Consider the following 19361-nt stretch of genomic DNA (forward strand, 5'->3'; position numbering starts at 1 on the left):
TCAGGGCTTGGCGACGGCCTGGGCCTCGCCGATGGTGATCTGGGCGGGCTCGGCCTCCCGCGTCGTGGTGATGTCGCCTTCCTGGCCACCGCCCACCCAGTGGACGACCCAGGTCGTGGTCGCCTTGACGGTGAAGGCGTTGTCCGGCTGAGAAGCGGATGTCTTGGTGTAGAGGTAGCCGCAGTCGGGGCTGGGCCGTCCGCCGAACCGCTTCTCGTACGGTGTGCCTGCGGTGGTGCATACCTCGGTGCCGCCGTCCCCCATCACGTATTCGATCTTCTTCACGGTCGCGGTCGCGGTGACGGTGATGCCGGGCGCGGAGGCGCTGTCGGTGATGGGCCCCCAGGTGCGCAGCGTCTTGTTGTTCCAGATCCACACGGGCATGCCGACCAGGCCGGTCTTGCCGGCCCCCGGCGCGGTGCGGATGTCGGCGCCCAGCAGGCGCATCTTCTTGATCGCTTCCTGGGCCAGTTCCTCGGCCGTGGGACCGCCTCCGAACCCGGGCGGCGGGTTCAGGGACCAGGTGCTGCCACCCATGAGCTCCCGACCCGCGCCGGGGCAGGTCACGTTGTAGACCTTGCCCTTGGCCCGCTCGGCGTCGCTGTCGGGTGCCGCGGTACCCCATTCCCAGTCGGCAGCGTCCTTCGCCGGCTGTGGCTCGAGGATCTCCCAGTAGCACTGACCGACCGGGTTGAACCAGCCCATGTCCTCGTCGTAGCAGGGCACTTCACCGATGTCGTCCCACTCGATGTAGCACTTGGCGGACCCGCCGCCGCCCCCGCTCGGCTTGCCGCCCGGTTTCGGCTTGTCCGGCTTGTCCTGGCCGCCGCCCCCGCCCGCGTTGATGTCGCAGTCAGGGACGAGCTCAGGGCATGTGACGCCGCCGCTGGGCTTGTCCCCGTCCTCAGCGAAGGCCGGAGCGGCGAACAGGCCGAGGTGGAGGGGGACGGCCGCGGCGGCGGCCGCGAGGAGCACCCCGCGGCCGCGCAGGTTCAGCATGTCGACCCCTTGTCGATCGTGGAGTCGGTGATCATCCACCTGCCGCTGCCGTACTGGGCCTTGGACGTCTGCACCTTGCGCCGGCTGGTGCTGTCGAGCTCGGACTTCTTGCCCGTCTTGCGGTTCTCGGGCACGAAGTTCGTGCTGTCGACGCAGTCGACGATCACCGCGCTCTTCGACGAGCCGCCGAGGCTGAGCGTGACCTTCGGGTCGTCCTTCAGCTTCGGCTCGCCCTTCACCACCAGGTCGTTGTTCTGGTAGTAGAAGGCCGCGGCGCGCACCTTCGCCAAGGCCTTGTCGGCGGCGTACTTCTCCAGCTGCGAGCCCTTGAACGACCCGCTGGCGTAGATCTTGACCTGTTCGGCCCACATGCCGCGGTAGGCCGCCAGCACCTGCTCCCGGGCCTGCTGCTCCGGATCAGCGGAAGGAGACGTGCTGGTGACGGGTGCAGCGGACGTCTTCTTGGCGGCCGGGGAGTCGGAGTCAGTGCCGCAGCCAGCCAGGAGCACAGCGGCGCCCAGACCCAACGCGGCCGCCGTGCGGATCTTCGCGGCCTTCGTGACGTCGGCCTTGGACAGTGCCATTGACATATCCCCCTCAATCGTGGTCGTGGAAGTACACCGTCCGGCCCCCGGAGAGGCCCGGGTCAGCCGGCGGGGCCCATGCGAACTAAGGAGCGTACGCGGCCAACCTGCGCCCCGGCATGGTCATTTCTCTCGCCGCTCGTGTTCCGCAGCGCTTGGGCCGCGCAGGCGCCCTCAGGGCGCGGCGCCGGGTGTGGAGAGCCGAGCGGGCCACCACGTCGAAGGGTCTGCCGAGGAGCTCGGCCAGCTCGCGCAGGAGCGCCGGCTCCGGTATGAGGACGCCCCGTTCGATCCTTGACCAGCGGGCCTGCGGCAGACCGAGCGACCTCGCAAGATCGCGCTGCCGGACGCCGCCCTCCACTCTCAGCCGGGCCAGATCCTCGGTCTCGACCGGCACCAGCAGTGACCGAATCTCCACACCGAGCGCCCTGGCCAACGCAACGAGCGTGCTCAACTGCGGCACCCGCGCTCCGACTTCGTACAGGCTGACATGGGCAGCGCTCAGGCACGGCTCGTACCGGGACGCGGACCGGGCCAACTCCTCCCGCGACAGATTCACGCCTGTGCGTTCGTTCAGCAGCGCGGCCGGAGCAAAGTCGGTCACTCCGCGACCGGCCACCGTCACGTCCTTCCCGCACGAACACGGTCCGGGGAGTCCGCGCGCTCCCCATCGCCGCGGCCGACATCGACGCAATTGAGCGCATCTGACACCCCCTCCGCCCGCAACAGCACAGCCTTCGACAACCACCGCTCCGCCGTGAATCTGAGCGGTGATCAACCCGAATCTGACACCGAACCCCAAGCCCGTCAAGATCGTTTTGTGATGGTTTGTCCGCTTTGATTGTTCGAGTATTTGCAGGCAGGCAGCATTGCGCGGACGTCACTTGGCAGCTGCCGATGTCTGGTCCTTCCCGCGGCGTGACGCGCTGCGCTTCACCGCGGCACCGGCCGCCGAGGCGCGCCGGTGTGCCGCGTCGACGACGGCGAACGAGGCGAGGAACGCGTAGAGGCACGCGGCGACACCCGCGCAGAAGGCGCCGACTGCGGCGGGCAGAACCAGCAGGCGGCCCCATGGCGCCGGCAGGTAGATCGTCGTCATCAGCGTGCCGACGAGGCTGACGGCGAGCAGCGTGAAGAGCACGGCCCGCCCGATGGCGCGCGCCGTGGTCATCTCGGCGGGTGCCCCTCCAGCGCCGGCCCCACGCCACAGCAGCCGGCGCACACGTGCCGCCTTGCCACGTGCTGCGGAGACAACGACCTCAGAAACTGGCTTCATGGGAATCCCTTGGACGGTGAGTGGGTGCCCGCTCCTACTGGGGGGCTGGGGGCGTGGGCGGGATGATCCGCCCGGGCAGGACGGCACCTATGCGGTGATGGCCTCGGGATGGCCTGCGGGCAGCGTGGGGTACCGGGACTGGACCAGGGCGAGCGCCGCCAGCGTCACGCCGCAGGTGATCCGGCCATCGGCCAGCCAGCGGGGCAGCTCCGCGGGTGCGATCCAGACGGGCTCGCTGACGGACTCCATGGCCTCCGGGCGGGCCGTCTGCGTCTCCGTGGTGTCCACCGGCGCGACGAAGACATGGATCGAGGAGGCGATGATGCCGGTGTCGGCATGAATGAGGCCGAGCCGGCGCGGCGCCTCGCAGGTCAGGCCTGTCTCCTCGCGCAGCTCGCGAGCGGCGGCCGCGGCGAGTTCCTCGTCGCCCTCGACGCCGCCCCGCGGGAACTCGATAGACGCGGCATGGACGGGGTAGCGATAGGAGGGCACGAGGGCGTACCCGGCCGAGCCGACCGGAACAACGACGACGCCGTCCTGGTTCCATTGCCACCGCAGGTACTGGCCGGCGGTGCCCGACGGTGCGACCACATCGTCGTTGAACAGGGTGCCGAAGCGGTTACGGAAGACAGCGACCTCCCGGACCCGTCGTATGGGCGCCGGAACGTCGACAGGTTGCGCGGACCTGGGCCCGGTCACTGTGGTCACTTTGGCCTCCTTCGGGGATCTCCAACGCCTATAGAGGTGTCGGGATCAGACGGCGTGTGACACAGCTGGCGGAACTTTTCCCGCGAGCGGCGGCCGGGGCGCGGCCGCTGGCCGAGTACCTGGACACGGGCGAACCTCGGCGGGAGGCGCCTGCCCACCTCACCCTCGGGGCAGGCGCCTGAGATCTTGTCCGCCGGGTTCAGGCCACCAGCCGGCGCAGCCCGCTCATCACGTCGGCGTCGGCGCCGTCGAGGAGGACGGCGAGCTGTGGGAACAGCAGCAGAGCGACAACTTCGGTGGGGGCGTGGAACCACGCGTCGTCCGGGGGCAGTTGAGTGAGCCGGGGGGCCTGTAGTGTCAGCCGCCCGTGCCGGTCGGCGTACATGGCGGGAGCGGGGGGAAAGTCGACGGAGCCACCGCGGCCGAGGGCCTGCACGAGACGCCCGCCGCGGCCGCAGCGCACCGCGGTGGCCTTGCCGGCGGCCAGCTGCTGCTGCAAGGCCTCGTCGGCGCGACCGTGGGCGGGGGAGGGGGACAAGCGGATCTGCTCGAAGACGGCGGCGTTCACCGACTTGGTGATCTCTGGTGCGCTGTCGAGCACGGTGACGGGCTTGACAGCGATGCGGGCGCCCGCCTTCGTCAGGACGACGTCCTGCTGCAGGGCTTGCCGGAGCACGTCGACGACGTCCGTACGGACCGCGGCCTCGGAGGGTTTCGTGCCCGACGCCTGCGCCCACGTGGCGGAGCCGACGGTGACGGTGACCTGTGCGGATGCCTGGATGCGTTTGCTCTGTCCAGCCGTCCCCCCATCGTGACGGGTTCTCTGGACGGCTTGGTGTTGGCCGGGCGCCGTGGCCGGGGCGGATCCGATCACTTGAGAGCCCCCTCGAACATGAGGCGGTCCCCGCCGCGCTGTTCCGCGTCGACGGTCACGGGGCCCGGGACCGCGCGGGAAGGAACGGAGACGTCGACGGTGCTCGTGGCGGTGCGATGCGGTGCGATGGGCGCGTCGTGGTAGCCGAGGCCGGCCGACGCCGTGTCCGCGGTGGTGAGCTCGGCGCCGACCAGAACCCGCACGGTGACGCCCATGCCGGGTCGGGGGGCGTCACTGTCGTTGCGCACCGACAGCTCGAGGGAGGCCTCGCGGCGTCCGTTGTCGTCCGCGGCGAGCTGCAGCGGGGAGATCCGGACGCCGTCCGGGGACCACTGACCGAGCGAGAGCCTCGCGCCTGCGGCCGCGGTGGCCGCGGGAGGGGACGAAGCGGGGGCGGTGGCGCCCGGAACCTTGCCTTCGAAGAACACCGCGTCGGCCTGGGCCAGGCCGGCCTGCGTCGCCTCGAGCGTGACGGTGGCCCGCTGCCCTGCACTGTGCGGAGGAACGGCTACACCGAAGTCGGCGGTAAACGTGGCTCCGGGCTTGACCTTGGCGCCGACGTCCGGCTCGGGGAAGCCGGCAACGCCAGGGCCGGTGAACGGCTTCGTCTCGAGGCCGAGTTCTCCGACGCGGACGGTCACCGAGGTCTCGGGCAGCAGAGCGATATCCGTCCCGGTGTTGGTGAGCGCCACCTTTACGCGGGCCGCGGACCAGCCGGAGGGCACCGAGTCCTTCGCGGGCGGTGTCATCTCCTGCAACGAGCGGACCGTCGCCGTCCACGATCCGCTCTCGAGCGGCTGGGCGGCACCGAAGGAAGCTATCCCGGCCGGCAGTTCGGCCGAGCCAGCCGTGGCCGGCTGCCGGGACCCGGAAGGAGCAGCGGGTGCCGGGGCGTCGTCCTGGCCGCATCCGGTCAGGACGAGGGCCAAGAGCACCGAGGCGGCGCCGACCAGAGGGGCGGTCTTCATGGGTAAAACTCCGTTGATGTGGGCGAGGCTGAGGCTGCGATAGGGATCATGCCAAAGCACCTGATCCGCTCGACAGGCTGTCCGCCCTGCATCAGGTCCACGCGCTCATCTTGGCCGGATAAGGCCTACGAAGGGCGGGACGGTACGGGAGGGCGGCCAGGCGGGGTGCCGGAGGGCTGTCCGGAGATGGTGCTGCTCCTGGGGTGCAGATGGTCCGGTTCGTGGAACGGCTGCGGGGGAGGCTGCGCCGGTGCGCAGCCTCCCCGTGCCGGAGGGGGCAGGAGGTCGTAGCCGTCAGGGAGTAGCGGGGATGGCGATGAGGTAGAACTCGTTCCCGTCCTCATCCGAGACGAGGACCGGGTGCCCCTGGTCGACCGCGGTGAAGACGCGGTCCTTGATGTCGTCGGCGCGGTCGGCCGCGGTCAGCGGGGCCTTGAGGCCGGACCGCACCGCCTCGTAGGTGGCGGGCTGCGGCCTGTAGCGGTACCGCTCACCCTTCACCACCCGGAAGCACTCGTCGATCTCCTCGGTGCTGATGGTGTCGTCGTAGCCCTGGAGTCGGGCGACCTGGCACGTGTTGACCGCGAGGAGCTGCCGGTTGTGGATGTTGCACAGGGCTCCGGGAGTGCCCTGGGGGTGAAAGTGGACGGCGGTGTCGATCGACGTGGGCAAGAGTAATCCTCCGCGATGGACGGGTAGTTGAGGCTCTGTCGAGCTCATGACATATAGAGTACGTCAGTAAATCCAATTAAGCAACCCCCGGAGTTGCCTCCGAGGGTTGTCGTCACGCAGAAGGCTCCGCTGTCAGCGGCCGAGATCGTTTCTGCGCATATGGCCAGCACCTGTCCGATGGTCTCGGCCCTACATCGCCGGGGTGTCGGTGTCTTGGGCGTTCGGCGGGAGGGGGGTGGTCCCGGCTGTCGGGAAGCGGAGCTTCTCCACATCGGTGACTGGGGGCTCGTCCTCTCGCGGATCGTGCTCCCAGTAGTCGAAGCAGTAGCGGGCCGGAGCGTCATCGGGATGTTGGGGCGCTGTGGCGATCGTGCCGCGGCATCGCGCGAAGCGCCGCCCGTCCTGGTAGACGAACCCGGCTGTTCTGCCGCCGCTGACGGTGAAGAGTTCGGGCGACGTGCTGCCGCTCTCCAGCAGGAGCAGATTCGCGGGCGGAAGGCGACGCCATCTGCTGTAGCTCGCTTCGCGCGACCAGTGGTCGCAGAACCACGACAGATCGCGGACCTCAACGGTGTGCGCGCTCAGGTAGAGGAACTCGATGTGCGCGGCAGGGTTTCTCTGGGCGTGGTTCCTCGGCACGTTGTCTCCTGAGGTCACCGGGGGGAATGCGGGCCGGGCGTCAGCCGCTGCCGGAGCTGGCGCGCGAGCCGGCCGAGTGTGTGGCGGAGTACCCCCCAGCGGGGGCGTGCCGCGTACTCGGTTGAGGCGTTGCGCGCGTCGAGGTAGCGATCGCCGGTGGACTGGGCGGGATAGGGGTTGAGCCGGCGTCGGGAACAGAAGGAGTTCCAGGCGCCGATGAACGCCTGCTCATAGGCGTCGTAGTCCTCATCGGGGCGACGAGGGCGGAAGCAGAACGAGGGCATGACGCTCTCCGGGAGGGGTTATGTGGGGCGCGGACGCAGCCACGTAGGGGCCTAGTGGGCCTTCGGGCTCTCGGCGGCCTCCGGCCCGTGTGCGATGCGGATGGCGTCGCTTAGCGCCTGGTGCTGTTCCTCGCTCAGCATGCCGAAGAAAGCGATGAGAGCGGCGGCGGGGTTGTCGCTCTGCGACCACGCGTCGTTCATCAGCGCGGCGGCGTAGGCGGCGCGGGTGGAGACCGCCTCATAGCGATAGGCCCGGCCTTCCGGCTGGCGGCGTACCAAGCCCTTCTGATGGAGGTTGCCGAGAACGGTCATCACCGTGGTGTAGGCGATCGGTCGTTCCTGCTGGAGGTCTTCCAGGACTTCTCGAACGGTCACCGGGCGGTTCCACTTCCACACCCGTGTCATGACCGCGTCTTCGAGTTCTCCCAACGGGCGAGGTGGCTTCAGCACTCAAGTTCCTTTGGTGTGGTCGGACGAAGGGAGCTCGTGCAGCCGCCGGCCGATGGTCGGGCCGGGGACTGCATGAGGGAGGGGTATGGGTGGCCCCTCCTAGGGGGGCCGAGCCACGGGCGCGAGGGCCGCGGCTGGAGAAGATGTGCGTTGCGTAGCGCTGGCGGGACTCGAACCCGCGACCCAGGACTTATAGGATCCGCGCTCTTCCAACTGAGCTACAGCGCCGGGAGGTTGACGGCCCGTACCCGGCGGGTGGGGGGGGGTACCGGGTACGGGCCGTGAGGGCGGTGGCCTCTCGCCGACCGCCTAGATAAACTCTACAGCATGCAATCCAATTAAGCAATCCCCGGTTGGGGTGGATGCACAGACCCTGGTGCGATCCCGCACGCTGCCTCGTGGGACGCGGCGTGCGGGATCGCCGGGCCGTACGGGTGCTTGGGGTAGGGGCGCGGGGTGAGGCCGATGACCGTCCGCGTCCGTTCTGCCCGCGTACGGCCAACCCGCAGCAGGTAGCGGTGGTTTCCTGGGTGCGCCTGGTGTCGGGCGCCGATCTGGGCGAGGGCCTGATTCAGCCACTGCTTGAGCGCCTCGCCAGGGCCCGGGGGCGGTGGTGGTGCCCCCATCTCCTCAAGGCGCCGAGCGACGCCGGCCGCCCCCGATTCCTGGCGCAGCAGCTTGGACCGCGCCCGTGCGGTGAATGTGCTGCCGTCCGGGAGCACGGTGAGCGTGCGGGCCGTCCCCAGACCGGTGTACGTCGCCGACAGCGCCTGATACACGATGCCCAGATGACCTCTGGTCTGGATGACATGGCCGTGCTCGGTCCGCCGCCATCGTGGGACGGGATCGCTGAACATGACCGCGCCGCGCAGGCCGGCGGCTGCGGCGGATCTCAGCGCGGCCGAGGTGAAGAAGCTCTCGCCGTTGCTGGGTACGGACTCGCTGAGGACGAGGCGCGCGATCTCGGCGCTCTCCCGGTAGGGGAGTTTCTGCGCACCGGGAGTGGTCGTCGTCGCAGGTCACATTGCGCGCCATCTATGAGTCAATGCATTGATGGATTGGGAACGTCTTCGGCAGAGCTCCGATCTCGGGCTTCCAACCGTGGCTGTCTACTCCTTCGGGTAGTTCAGGTCGCCGTTGTCGTCCGCGCCGTTCTGCGAGCTGGTGACGTCGGATCGCTCGAACTCGCTGCGGTCGTGCGCGGTCACCAACTCCTCGCCGCGAGCAGAGGCGCTGGACTGGCCCCAGCTACCTGCGTGGACGCCCTACCTGCCGTTTACGGTCTCTTTTAAGTCGTTATCACCCAATCTGATGTGAGAAGCGCGCGCCCTCGTTCGCCGGTGCCGCTACGCCTGCGGTCGGAGTGAAGCGACTGTCATATGGGCTTCACGGCCTGCGGGAGGGGTGTCGACGCTATGGCGGATCACGTTCTGGGGCCGATGCGGCGGATCGTCAAATACGTACGCCGGTGGCGTACCGGACGGGTACGCTGTCGGCGTACCTTATGGAGATCTCCGCGGCATACATCTTGGAGTCGGCGATGCGGGACACCGCGAGCCCGTTCGAGTTCGACGGGCCAGTCCCTCTTGACTGCATGATCAACCGGCGGGCGGAGGCCGACACCATCAGGGCATGGACCCACGAGAGCCAACTGATGGCCCTGGTGGCTCCGCGGCGCTATGGCAAGACAAGCCTGATCCGCAAGATCGCGTCCGAGGGTGAGAAGGTCGGGCTGATGGTGGTCACCGCCGACCTCTTCGAGGTTGCCAGTCTCTCCGATCTGGTGCTCCGTCTGGAGCGTGCGTGGGCCCAGCACACACCTGAGGAACTCCGACCAGCGGCAGGCAAGATCCTCAGCAGCGCTCAGGCCGGCGTGTCGATCTCTGGGGCTGGCTTCGCGCTGACCATGGCCGACAAGCCCACCACCGACCCGGAGCCGGCGCTGCACGCGCTGCTGGAACTGCCCGCCCAGCTAGCTCAGCACAGGCCTGGACGGATCTTGATCGTGCTGGACGAGTTCCAGTCTGTCGCCGGGGTCCCGGAGGCGCAGGCCCTGATCTGGAAGCACGCGTGGCAGCAGCGGCAGTCAGTCTCCTACCTCTTCGCCGGCGGCGGACCAGGCATGCTGTCGACTGCGCCGGACGACAGGGAACGCCCCGTAGGGCAGATGCGGACGCTTCAGTTGGACCGGCTGCCGGCCGCGGAGCTTCGCGAAGTGATCAAGGACCGGTTCGCCGCGAGGAACCGGGACGTGTCCGATGTTGTGGACGGACTCGTGGCGGCAAGCGAGCGGCATCCCCAGAGGACCATGCTGCTGGCCCACCTCCTGTGGCATGAAGTCCCTGCGGGGGAGCGGGCCACTACCGATGATCTCGAGGCAGCAATCACCGCGGCCCTGCGACAGGTCGACGCGGAGGCCCGCGCCACGATGAGCGGGCTCACTGTGGGGCAGCGCAAGGTATTGCGGGCGGTGGCCGAGTACGGCACGCCCATGGCGGCCCGGGCCTTGCGGGCCCTGGGGCTCCCCAAGACCACGGCCCAGAAGGCGGCCCCGCACTTGGTCGCCACTGGGCTCATCGAAGACACAGACCAGGGGTGGCGCGTGATCGATCCGCTGTTGGCCCGTTGGATCCGGACGAACTACGGGACACGCGCATGAGCATGCAGCCTGACCACGAGGTGGTGTTCGAACGCGGACAGCGAGTGCGAGTCCGGGCCGCCGGAGTGCCCGAGTTCGCTACCATCCGCTTTGCCCTTCCGGGCGACGAGCCGAATTCGTGGGACCTCATCCTCGTCGATGACCAGGACCGTCGGCACGAGGTGAACCTGGCGGCCGGAGACACTCAGACCGTGCGCCCGCTGGTCAGTGATGGCCGGGCCGATTCTGCCCGGGTGTTGGCAGCCATGTGGACCCAGTGGATGTACGCGGCGGCCACGAACGCAGAGTCGAGTGCCATGGCGGCCACGCCGCTGAAGCCGTATGCGCACCAGACCACGGCCGTGTACGGCGCGATGCTGCCGCAACCGCTGCTGCGCTTCCTGCTCGCCGACGAGCCGGGCACCGGCAAGACGATCATGGCCGGTCTCTACATCCGGGAGATGCAGCGGCTGGGCCTGGTCAAACGCGCCATCATCGTGTGCCCGGCGAACCTGGCCACAAAGTGGGTGGACGACTTCGAGCGGCTGCTGGGCGGCGGGCTGCGGCAGCTCACCTCGGCGACAGTCCGTGAGAACGCGCTGAACTCCAACGACCTGTGGGTGACCTCCCTGGAGCTGGCCGCGGTCAACCCCGCTGTGCAGGACGCTATCCGGCCGGACAAGGCCGGCTGGGACCTGGTGGTCTTCGACGAGGCACACCGGCTGACCCCGACTGCGGCCGGGTTCCATCAGGTTGGCCGCCTGCTGGCCAAGAACACCCCGCGGGCCCTGCTGATGACCGCGACCCCGCATCGGGGCAAGGAGTGGCTCTTCCGGCATCTTCTGCATCTGGTCGACCCGGAGATCTACCCAGACCCGGGTAGCGATCCCAACGTCGAGCTCAGCGCGCTCAGGCCGGGCCCGATCCACTTCCTGCGACGGATGAAGGAAGACCTGGTCGATTACGACGGCAAGACACGCCTGTTCAAGGGCCGTACCGCCCACAACCACAGCGTTGCCCTGTCGCAGACCGAGTACGGCTTCTACCAGGCCGCGCTGGACATGGTCGACCGGTACTTCGCGCCCTCGGCCCAGCCGCTCGCCCGCATGGTCTACGGCAAGCGGGCGGCGTCCAGTCTGTATGCGCTCGCCGAGACGCTCCGGCGGCGCCACGACCACATGGGCGCCATGAGCGAGGCCGAAGCGGCCCTCATCGCCGACCGCGAGGGCCAAGGTGACGAGGCGGAGATCGACGAGGCCAAGGTCATCCACACGAGCTCGACGTCCACGCGAGCCGAGCGGGCGGCGATCAAGAACCTCGCGGACCAGATCAACGCCACGATCGGTAGCCCGGCGTGGACGCCGTCGAAGTGGAAGCGGCTGACCGAGGACTGTCTGGCCAAGCACGGTATTCTCCCCGGCAACGGCGAGCAGGCCGTGGTGTTCACGGAGTACGCGGACTCGGCCGAGTGGATCGCCCGGCGCCTCGAAGCCGAGGGGTTCACCGCCCGTCTCTACTCCGGACGGCAGAGCAAGCCCGAGCGCGACGAGGTGCGCCGGGCCTTCATGCGAGGCGAGTTCCAGGTCATCGTCACCACCGACGCTGGCAACGAAGGCATCGACCTGCAGGCCGCCCACGTACTGGTCAACTACGACATCCCCTGGTCGCTGGTTCGCCTCGAGCAGCGCATGGGGCGCATCCACCGCGTCGGCCAGCTCCGAGACGTTCACCTGTACAACCTGGTTGCCACGGACACACGCGAGGGCGAGACGCTCCTGCGGCTGCTGGACCACTTCGTCACCGCGGCGAACGAGCTGCGCGGGCAGATGTTCGACAGCCTGTCGGCCGTCGCCGAGATCACGGGCATCGACTACGACAAGTGGCTGTCCGACCTGTACGGCAACGACGAGATCAAGAAGCAGCAGGCGATCGATGCCGCCCGCGCAGTCAAGGCGCAGGAACTCACCCGGGCGGCCCGGCAGGTGCGCGACAACGAGCGTCGCCTGGCCAGCCAGGTCGACGCAGTCGCTGCGCTGACTCTGCTCCAGCGCGACCTGTTCGCCCGAATCAACCCCGCCATCGTCGAGGCGTATCTCGACCGGCTCGCCGCCGCCGGCGTGCTGCAATCCGCGCCTACCGCCGCCGGCACCGGGTTCCGGAGACTGTCGCTGACCGGCGGGGCACGGTTCCCGGCCACGCTCGGCAGCACGAGCGAGGTCCACATCGCCACCAGCGGCGACGCGGTACGCGAGGCTGCGGAAAGCATCGACGTCGGCGACACCATCACCCTCGGGCCCGGCGAACCGGGCTTCGCTGACCTGATCGGCATGGCCGAGCACGCCCTGGCCGAGGACCTGCACCAGTCCGGCGCCGCCGCCGATCCCACCAGCCTCACCCCGTATGACCTGTACGCGTACACGGCGACCATGACCGAGAGCGATGGCAAGCGCGCCAGCATCTGGGCGAGCCTGGTCAAGGTTGACGACAGCGGCAACGCCCGTCCGGTGCGGTGGGAGACCTTGGCCAACCTGGTGCCCACCGGGCAGCACGGGACCGCGCCTCATCCCGCACGTGAAGGGCATGCGCTCACGACGGCCCGCGAGGTGGCCGCCGCCACGGTCACCGAGCACCGGCGGGTACGGGCCGACTGGTTCGCCCAGGCGCGCCGGGATCTGACCAACCTGCCACTGAGCCTCACCGAGGACATCGACGACCGGACCAGGCGGGTTGAGCTGCGGCGCCGTCTTCAGGCCCAGACCGCCCAGCGGCTTGACGAACTCGAACGGCTCGCGGACGTGCAGCTGACCGACCCGAAGCTGATCGGCCGGATCCGCGTCCTGGCCGCGGCCGACGTCACCGTCCAGGCGGAGATCGATGCCGAATTGGTCTCCATGCGGCACGTCCAGAACCTCCTTGAAGACGACGGGTGGACCGTGGAAGACGTCCACACGGAGAGCCGCGGCTACGACCTGGAGGCCCGCCGCAACAGCCAGATCCGGCACGTCGAGGTCAAGGGCGTGCTGGGCAGCGCGGCCAGTGACGGCGTCCGGATGACCGGCAACGAGGTCCTGATCGCCACCCAGCACCGCAAGGACTACTGGCTCTACGTCGTCGACCAGTGTGCCGACGGCCGGGGCCGCTTCTTCGGTGCCTATCAGGACCCCGCCACCCTTTTCGCCAGCGACATGACCGGGAACGCGGTCTTCCGCGTCCCGGGCAGCAGCCTCAAGAACGCACCGGGGAGCAACGCATGACCAGGATGATTGAACGATGGTTTCCCAGCGCGGAGGTGTCGGCCAACAGCGAAAAGGGCTGGGGCTCCGGCAACAGCGAGATCTCCCTGTTCATGTGGTTCGCCAAGCGACCCACCGCCCAGGCCAAGGCCGCCACCATCTGCTCGCTGCTGCCGTGGCCCGATGACGCCGAGGAGCAGACGCGGCTGCAGAATCTGGTCCGGGAGGCGATGACAGGCCGCTACGCCGCTTGGAACGAGCTGCAGGCCGAGATCGCCAAGACGAATCCCGAAGGCGCGACCACGCTCGACCCGTTCTCGGGGCGGGGCATGATCCCCCTGGAGTCCGCGCGCCTGGGCGTCCAGGCGTCGGCCGTCGACTACAGCCCGATCGCGGTACTCGCCAGCCACCTGCTCACCTCCGCACCGTTCGAAGACTGGAGCGAGGAGCCCGAGCTTCCCTTCGGGGAAGAGCGGGACCACCTCTTGATGTCCCGTACGGACCGGCTACTCGGCGACCTCGAATCGCTGTTCGCGGAGATCCAGACCCGGCACGCGGCCGCCATGAGCGACGTCTACCCCCGTCACAACGGTGCCCTGCCGTGGGGCTATCTGTGGTCCGTCACGATCCCCTGCCAGGAATGCCACCACCGGTTCCCGCTCATTGGCTCCTACGAGCTGATGCCGGCCCGCGGCGACAGGGGGGCCGTGTCGTTCTACATTGACGCGGACCGGGCCACCGGCACGTGGGAGGCGGTGGTGACGCCCGGAAAGCCCACCCGGACGCCCACGCTGACCAACGCCGTGGTGAACGGCAAGAAGGTAGCGGGCAAGAGCGCGATCTGCGTGTTCTGCAACCACGTCCACCGGCTGGCCGTGCACCGCCGCCTGCTGGACGAGGGACAGGGTCAGGACGCTCTGATCCTCGCTGCGGACATCGACGTCAAGAGCCAGAAGACCTTCCGCCAGCCCACAGACGCAGAACGCGAGGCCGTCGCAGCGGCCGACCGGGCACTGGCCGCAGAGCCGGCGTTCAGCCCATTCCTGCCTGCGATCCCGGACGAAGGCATCGCACCGGGCAACAACAACATCATCGGCCCGAGCATCTACGGGGCGAAGACCTACGGCGACTTCATGGTCACCCGCCAGACCCTGTCGTACGTACGGCTCGCACGCATCATCAACGAGCTCGGCGACGAACTGACCGCCGCCGGAATGTCACGGGACTACGTGCGGGCCCTGACCGGGTATGCGACCGCAGTCGTGGTGAAGAAGCTGCGCCGCTCCACACGCGGCGCCCGGTTCCAGAGCTCAGGTGGTGCCCGTGTCGGGGATCTCTTCGTCAACGAAGGGTCGATCACCTTCTCCCACGACTTCTTCGAGGCCGGCATCGGAGACGGTCCCGGAACGTGGAAGTCCATTGCGGACAACGTTCTAACCGCCTGCCGCAACCTGTTCGCCGACCTGCGCGGCGCACCGGCCTCCGTACAGCGGGGAACCGCCACCGCCCTGCCCTTCCCGCCCCGCACCTTCACCGCGGTTGTCACCGACCCGCCGTACGACCAAATGATCGCGTACGCGGACGCCTCCGACCTCTTCTACACGTGGGCCAAGCGGTGCCTACACAACACCTGGCCGGAACTCGCCATCACGGCCGACCCGCACGGCTGCCAGGACAAGAGCCAGGAGATCATCGTCAAGCGGGTACGGGGTGAAGCCCCCGACGAGCACCGCACCCGCGAGCACTACGACACCCTCATCGCCGACGCCTTCACCCAGATGCGGCAGGTCGTCCGCGACGACGGTGTGGTCACGATCGTCTTCGGCCACGGGGAGCCCGAGGTGTGGCAGCGACTGCTGCACTCGATCGAGCGAGCCGGACTGGTGATGACCGGCTCCTGGCCGGCCAACACCGAGTCCGGTGGCCAACAGGGCAAGGCCAACATCGAGACGACCCTGACCATGGCCTGCCGCCCGGCCCCGGCAGGCCGCCCTGCCGGCCGCAAGGGCGCCGTCGAGGCGGAAATCAAAACGGAGATCAAGCAGCGCTACCCCAACTGGGAGCGATGGGGCCTGGCGCCTGCAGACATGCTGATGGCCGCCGCCGGCCCTGCCATGGAAGTTGTGGGTCGCTATAGCGAAGTCCTCGACGCCAAGGGCGAGCCCGTCGACATCTATACCTTCCTGCCGCTGGCGCGCGCCGCGGTCCAAGAGGCCATGGCGGTTGAGGTCAACCGTCAGCCGCTGGCAGCCTTCGACGCCCGCACCCGATTCGCCTTGTGGTGGATCAGGCTCTACGGCCGTCAGGTCCAGGCGAAGTCCGAGCTGCGGTGGCAGGCACTCGCGTCCTCCCTCGACCTGGCCTCGGTGCGCAACCTCGTCGCAGACGCCGACAAGGGCGTCCGCTTCATCACCTCCCGCGAATACAGCGGCAAGGTCGACGGGGATTCCGCTTCCATCGACGTCGCCTTGGCGCTTGCCGCAGCATCCGGCGAAGGACTGCAAGCGATGGGTCACGTACTGGCGGCTTCGGAGCGAGGAGTCGACGACACCTACCTGTGGTCGACCGTGCAGTTCCTCGCCGACCGGCTCCCCGACAACGACCCGGACTCCATCGCCTTCACCCGCGTCCTGCGCACCCGTCCCGGAATCGGCAGCGCCGCCGAAGCCGCCGCTGCCAGCGTCCTCGAGAGCGCCCGCCGTCAGCAAGAGCAGGACGCCCAGCTGAGGCTGCACTGATGACGAACACCGTACGAGCACCCATGACCACCAGCCCAGGAGACCAGCAGTGACGACGAGCGTGACACCGTGGTGGAAGGCACTGAAGATCCGCCAGGAGATCCTCAATGCCTCCGGCCAGATCGATGACGTGCAGATGTCACTGTTCCGGGCCGTCCACGCAACCGGTGCGGATCGGCCGCCGTACGCGGACGCCGGCTACTACGGGGACATCACCCACCCCACCGAACGCCTCATCGACCTACTCACCGAGATCGCGGTCCGTGTCGGCGGCGGCGAGGACTACCTCAAGGCTCGGGCCGTCACCCGTCTCGACCAGGGCATGGGCGGCGGCAAGTCACACGCCTGCATCGGTGCCTTCCACCTGGCCGCCGCCCCTGAGGTCCTGCTGGCCACAGAGCTCGGCGAGAGGGTCGCCGAGCGGGCACGTGCAAAGATGGGGCGACCGCTCGCCCGCGACCTCGGCCAGCCGCATGTCGTCGTTCTTCCCTGCGACAACATGACCGCAGGCGCTGGAGTGAAGGAACTCGACGGGCCGGCTGTCAGCCTTCACGAAAGGTTCTTGTGGCGGCTGTTCTCCAAGGACTACGCCCTCTACGAGCGCTATCAGCCGTTCTGGAGCGACAAGCACAAGATCGCCGAGGCAATCCGGGCCGTAAACCGGCCTGTGCTGATCATCGTCGACGAGATCCTCGACTACATCGGCAACGGCCTCGACGGCAGCAACAAGCCCGACCTCGCGGCCCAGGACATGGCCTTCCTCCGAGCCCTGCTCGACACAGTCAACGACGTGCCCCACGTAGCCATGCTCGTGGTGATGATCGCTTCCGACACCGACAAGACCGCCCTGTCGGCTGCCGCCAAGGAACGCCGCGACGACCTCAACAGCCAGCTTGAACGCAACGGCTTCCCGGCCACGGTCACCGAGGTGGGAGACTTCGCCGACATCTTGCGCCGGCGACTGTTCGACACCGAACCCGCCCGCGAGGTCCTCGCCGCGACAGCCGCACTCTACGAACCGGTGCTCACCGACCGGGCCTGGGCCAAGCACGTCTGGGAGCAGATCGGTGCTGACTGGCGACGCAACTGGTCCGACGAGGTTGCTGCCTGCTATCCCTTCCACCCCATGCTGATGGCCTTGGCGAAGGACGAGTGGAGCAGGGTCACCGGGTTCCAGCGGGTCCGCTCAACGATCCGCATCTTCGCCGCCACGGTGTATGCCCTGCAGCAGCGCGGCAAGGCCGGTGAGTGGGCGCCAGCGCTCATTGGCCCAGGCGACCTCCCGCTCTCGGACAGCACTGTTCGCGAAGCACTCCTGGGCAGCGGCCTTGTCGAGGACGACCGCACGATCGCGAACTACCGCAGCCTCGCGGAGATCGAGATCGTCAACCACGACGGATCCACGGGAACCGCACGCCGACAGGATCTCGAGCGGTCTGAAGCCCCCTGGATCGAAGCCAATCCGCACGCGGCCGAGCGCGCGGCCACCTTCATCTTCCTGGCGAGCATCGTCGGAACCCTGCGCCCTGGACGCGGACGCGGCGCCAGCGCACCCGAGGTCAAAGCCGTCACCAGCGTGCCGGACATGCGCTACACGATCACGGATGCCGACAGCGTGGTCGACGAACTCGTCGACCAGGGCCGGGGCATAAGCGCCCTCGACATCGTCCGCGGACAGGGCAACAACAAGCCGGCCCGGTACTTCCTGTCCACCCGGCTCACCCACCGAATGCTCGTCACCAATATCCGGCGCACCATCACCGAAGACGAGCGTGACCAGGTCATCTCTGAGTTCGCCCAGAAACTGGCCAGCAACGGCCCGTTCCGCGAGCTCAAGTTCCTGCCCGCCGACCTTCAGCGCACCGCGACCGAGGTCATGGCCACGAGCGGCCTGGACACCGCCTACACGACCCGCCTCATCGTGCTCGACCCTGCGCAGTTCAGCCTGCGCAACGGCATGGAAAAGTCGACCCTTGAGGCGCTCACCGTCGCGATGGGACTCGGACAGGGCGCACAGCGACTCCCCGTCCAGTGGGCCAGCAGCGCGGTCTACGCGGTAGCGAATACTCAGCGCCGCAGCCTCGTACGCAGCCTGGCCGTCGAGTACCTGGCCCGGCAGAGGGCCCTGGCTGCACCCGAAGTACAGAACGACAGCGAACTCAAGACGACCGGAACCAAGGAGCTCGCCGCCGCGAAGGACCAGCTGGAGAAGGCCCTCAAGCGGGCGTACCAGCACATCGTCTTCCTCGCCCAGCCCGATCCGGACGGAGAACGCTACCTCGACGAGCTCACGCACGACGACGACAACTTCACCGCCCTCAACGGCACCGCCGTCTGGAAGGCACTCGCCGCCCGGGACAAGGTCTTCGACGTAGGGGAGTTCACCCCCAGGGCCCTGCAGCACAACCTCCGCGACCAGGACTACGGCAAAACCCTCTCGGACATCCGGGCCGCGTTCTACAGCGCCCCGCGGCTGCCCTTGCTCTACGGCGGCGACCGTGACCTCCAGCAAGCGATCTACGACGCCGTCAACGAGAACCTCGTCAGCATCGTCGACGGCATGGGCACGGAAGTTGCTGTCACCGCACCTGGGCAGGTCAACCTCGCGAGCACGAGCCTGCGGCTGGCGAAACCGCAGCCTCGGGCATGCCCGGCGTGCAGCGAACCAGCCCATGAGGGCCCGTGTGTGACGAACAGTGCCCCGGAAGCCCCGGATGAGGCGACCCCGAGCGGCGCAGCTAGCCCCGGCCCGTCGAACGGTCCGACTAACGACGACAGCCGAACAACAAGCGGCGGCCGTTCAGACGCCGACACCCCTCCACCCGCCAAGGACAAGCAGGCGGCGTTCTCGTTCACCAGTAACCTGCTGGCCAGCGCCGACAGCGCCGACGGGTTTGCCGCACTGTTCCGGGCGTTCTACATGGCCCTGGACGAACGGCAGATCAGCTATCTGCAGGGAACGATCCAGGTCGTCCTCAACGCCGATGCCGCCGAGCAGATTCAGCAGCGCCTTCAGGAACTGGGCATCGCGGCCACCTTCAAGGAGATTTAGGCACGCGACCCGGGCCGTGCCACTCTGTAACAAGGGCTGGCCATTCCAGCTGCCGTCGGCGGTCGAACGAGGTTGACGGCCGACGGCACTGGTCCTGGAAACTGCCGAGGCCCCTCCGGAGGAGGGGCCTCACCTGCTATGCGCGCAGATCCGTGCCGGACTCCGTCCGCCGGGTTCGAGACGGCCGTGGTCGGTCAAAAGACCTCGAGTAACAGTCAAGAGTTGTGGATGGGGCCTTCCGGCGCG

At 68.4% G+C, this 19361-nt stretch carries 15 protein-coding genes and 1 tRNA gene; 4 read left to right on the forward strand and 12 right to left on the reverse strand.

Features of this window, described 5'->3' with window-relative positions; all coding sequences use genetic code 11:
- The 12 genes from ABZY20_RS30135 to ABZY20_RS30190 all read right to left on the reverse strand — a co-directional run bounded on the left by ABZY20_RS30135 (position 1) and on the right by ABZY20_RS30190 (position 7682).
- Complete coding sequence (locus tag ABZY20_RS30135) at positions 1-999, reverse strand: hypothetical protein (RefSeq protein ID WP_007490747.1); 999 nt, start codon at positions 997-999, stop codon at positions 1-3.
- Complete coding sequence (locus ABZY20_RS30140) at positions 993-1583, reverse strand: hypothetical protein (protein ID WP_007490749.1); 591 nt, start codon at positions 1581-1583, stop codon at positions 993-995. The genes ABZY20_RS30135 and ABZY20_RS30140 overlap by 7 nt, the downstream gene beginning before the upstream one ends.
- Positions 1584-1668: 85 nt before the next feature.
- A complete protein-coding gene (locus ABZY20_RS30145; RefSeq protein WP_356445538.1) occupies positions 1669-2187 on the reverse strand; it encodes a helix-turn-helix transcriptional regulator in 519 nt (172 codons plus the stop codon).
- A 276-nt stretch (positions 2188-2463) separates the two neighbouring features.
- A complete protein-coding gene (locus tag ABZY20_RS30150; protein WP_007490752.1) occupies positions 2464-2754 on the reverse strand; it encodes a hypothetical protein in 291 nt (96 codons plus the stop codon).
- A 192-nt stretch (positions 2755-2946) separates the two neighbouring features.
- Positions 2947-3567 (reverse strand): NUDIX domain-containing protein, encoded by a 621-nt coding sequence (locus ABZY20_RS30155; protein ID WP_356445540.1) that lies wholly within the window; start codon positions 3565-3567, stop codon positions 2947-2949.
- 199 nt (positions 3568-3766) lie between these two features.
- Positions 3767-4243 carry a hypothetical protein gene (locus ABZY20_RS30160; RefSeq protein WP_210907599.1) on the reverse strand — a complete coding sequence of 159 codons (477 nt, stop codon included), beginning with the start codon at positions 4241-4243 and terminating at the stop codon, positions 3767-3769.
- Between the two features lie 194 nt (positions 4244-4437).
- A complete protein-coding gene (locus ABZY20_RS30165; protein WP_356445542.1) occupies positions 4438-5409 on the reverse strand; it encodes a hypothetical protein in 972 nt (323 codons plus the stop codon).
- 294 nt (positions 5410-5703) lie between these two features.
- On the reverse strand, positions 5704-6081 hold the full coding sequence (locus ABZY20_RS30170; protein WP_007490758.1) for a hypothetical protein: 378 nt from the start codon (positions 6079-6081) through the stop codon (positions 5704-5706).
- Between the two features lie 189 nt (positions 6082-6270).
- The gene (locus ABZY20_RS30175) at positions 6271-6738 is read right to left on the reverse strand and encodes a hypothetical protein (protein ID WP_356445544.1); all 468 of its coding nucleotides are present in this window, start codon (positions 6736-6738) and stop codon (positions 6271-6273) included.
- Positions 6735-7004, reverse strand: a complete 270-nt coding sequence (locus ABZY20_RS30180) for a hypothetical protein (RefSeq protein ID WP_356445546.1) — start codon at positions 7002-7004, stop codon at positions 6735-6737. Before ABZY20_RS30180 ends, ABZY20_RS30175 begins: the two co-directional genes overlap by 4 nt.
- Before the next feature lie 51 nt (positions 7005-7055).
- Positions 7056-7433 carry a BlaI/MecI/CopY family transcriptional regulator gene (locus ABZY20_RS30185; protein ID WP_356445663.1) on the reverse strand — a complete coding sequence of 126 codons (378 nt, stop codon included), beginning with the start codon at positions 7431-7433 and terminating at the stop codon, positions 7056-7058.
- A 176-nt stretch (positions 7434-7609) separates the two neighbouring features.
- A tRNA-Ile gene (locus ABZY20_RS30190) sits at positions 7610-7682 on the reverse strand.
- A gap of 1276 nt (positions 7683-8958) precedes the next feature.
- On the opposite strand from ABZY20_RS30190, the gene ABZY20_RS30195 reads away from it, so the two are divergent.
- Genes ABZY20_RS30195 through ABZY20_RS30210 form a run of 4 tightly spaced genes read left to right on the forward strand, consistent with a single transcriptional unit; the run spans position 8959 to position 19115 of the window.
- A complete protein-coding gene (locus tag ABZY20_RS30195; protein ID WP_356445547.1) occupies positions 8959-10113 on the forward strand; it encodes a helix-turn-helix domain-containing protein in 1155 nt (384 codons plus the stop codon).
- Entirely contained in the window at positions 10110-13346 is a 3237-nt protein-coding gene (locus tag ABZY20_RS30200; RefSeq protein ID WP_356445549.1) for a helicase-related protein, read from the forward strand. The genes ABZY20_RS30195 and ABZY20_RS30200 overlap by 4 nt, the downstream gene beginning before the upstream one ends.
- Entirely contained in the window at positions 13343-16063 is a 2721-nt protein-coding gene (locus tag ABZY20_RS30205; protein ID WP_356445551.1) for a DUF1156 domain-containing protein, read from the forward strand. Before ABZY20_RS30200 ends, ABZY20_RS30205 begins: the two co-directional genes overlap by 4 nt.
- Positions 16064-16112: 49 nt before the next feature.
- Positions 16113-19115 carry a DUF499 domain-containing protein gene (locus tag ABZY20_RS30210; protein ID WP_356445553.1) on the forward strand — a complete coding sequence of 1001 codons (3003 nt, stop codon included), beginning with the start codon at positions 16113-16115 and terminating at the stop codon, positions 19113-19115.
- The last annotated feature ends 246 nt before the right edge of the window (positions 19116-19361 follow it).

Origin of the sequence: Streptomyces sp. NPDC006624 (assembly GCF_040611555.1) — a bacterium.
Classification (GTDB): Bacteria; Actinomycetota; Actinomycetes; order Streptomycetales; family Streptomycetaceae; genus Streptomyces.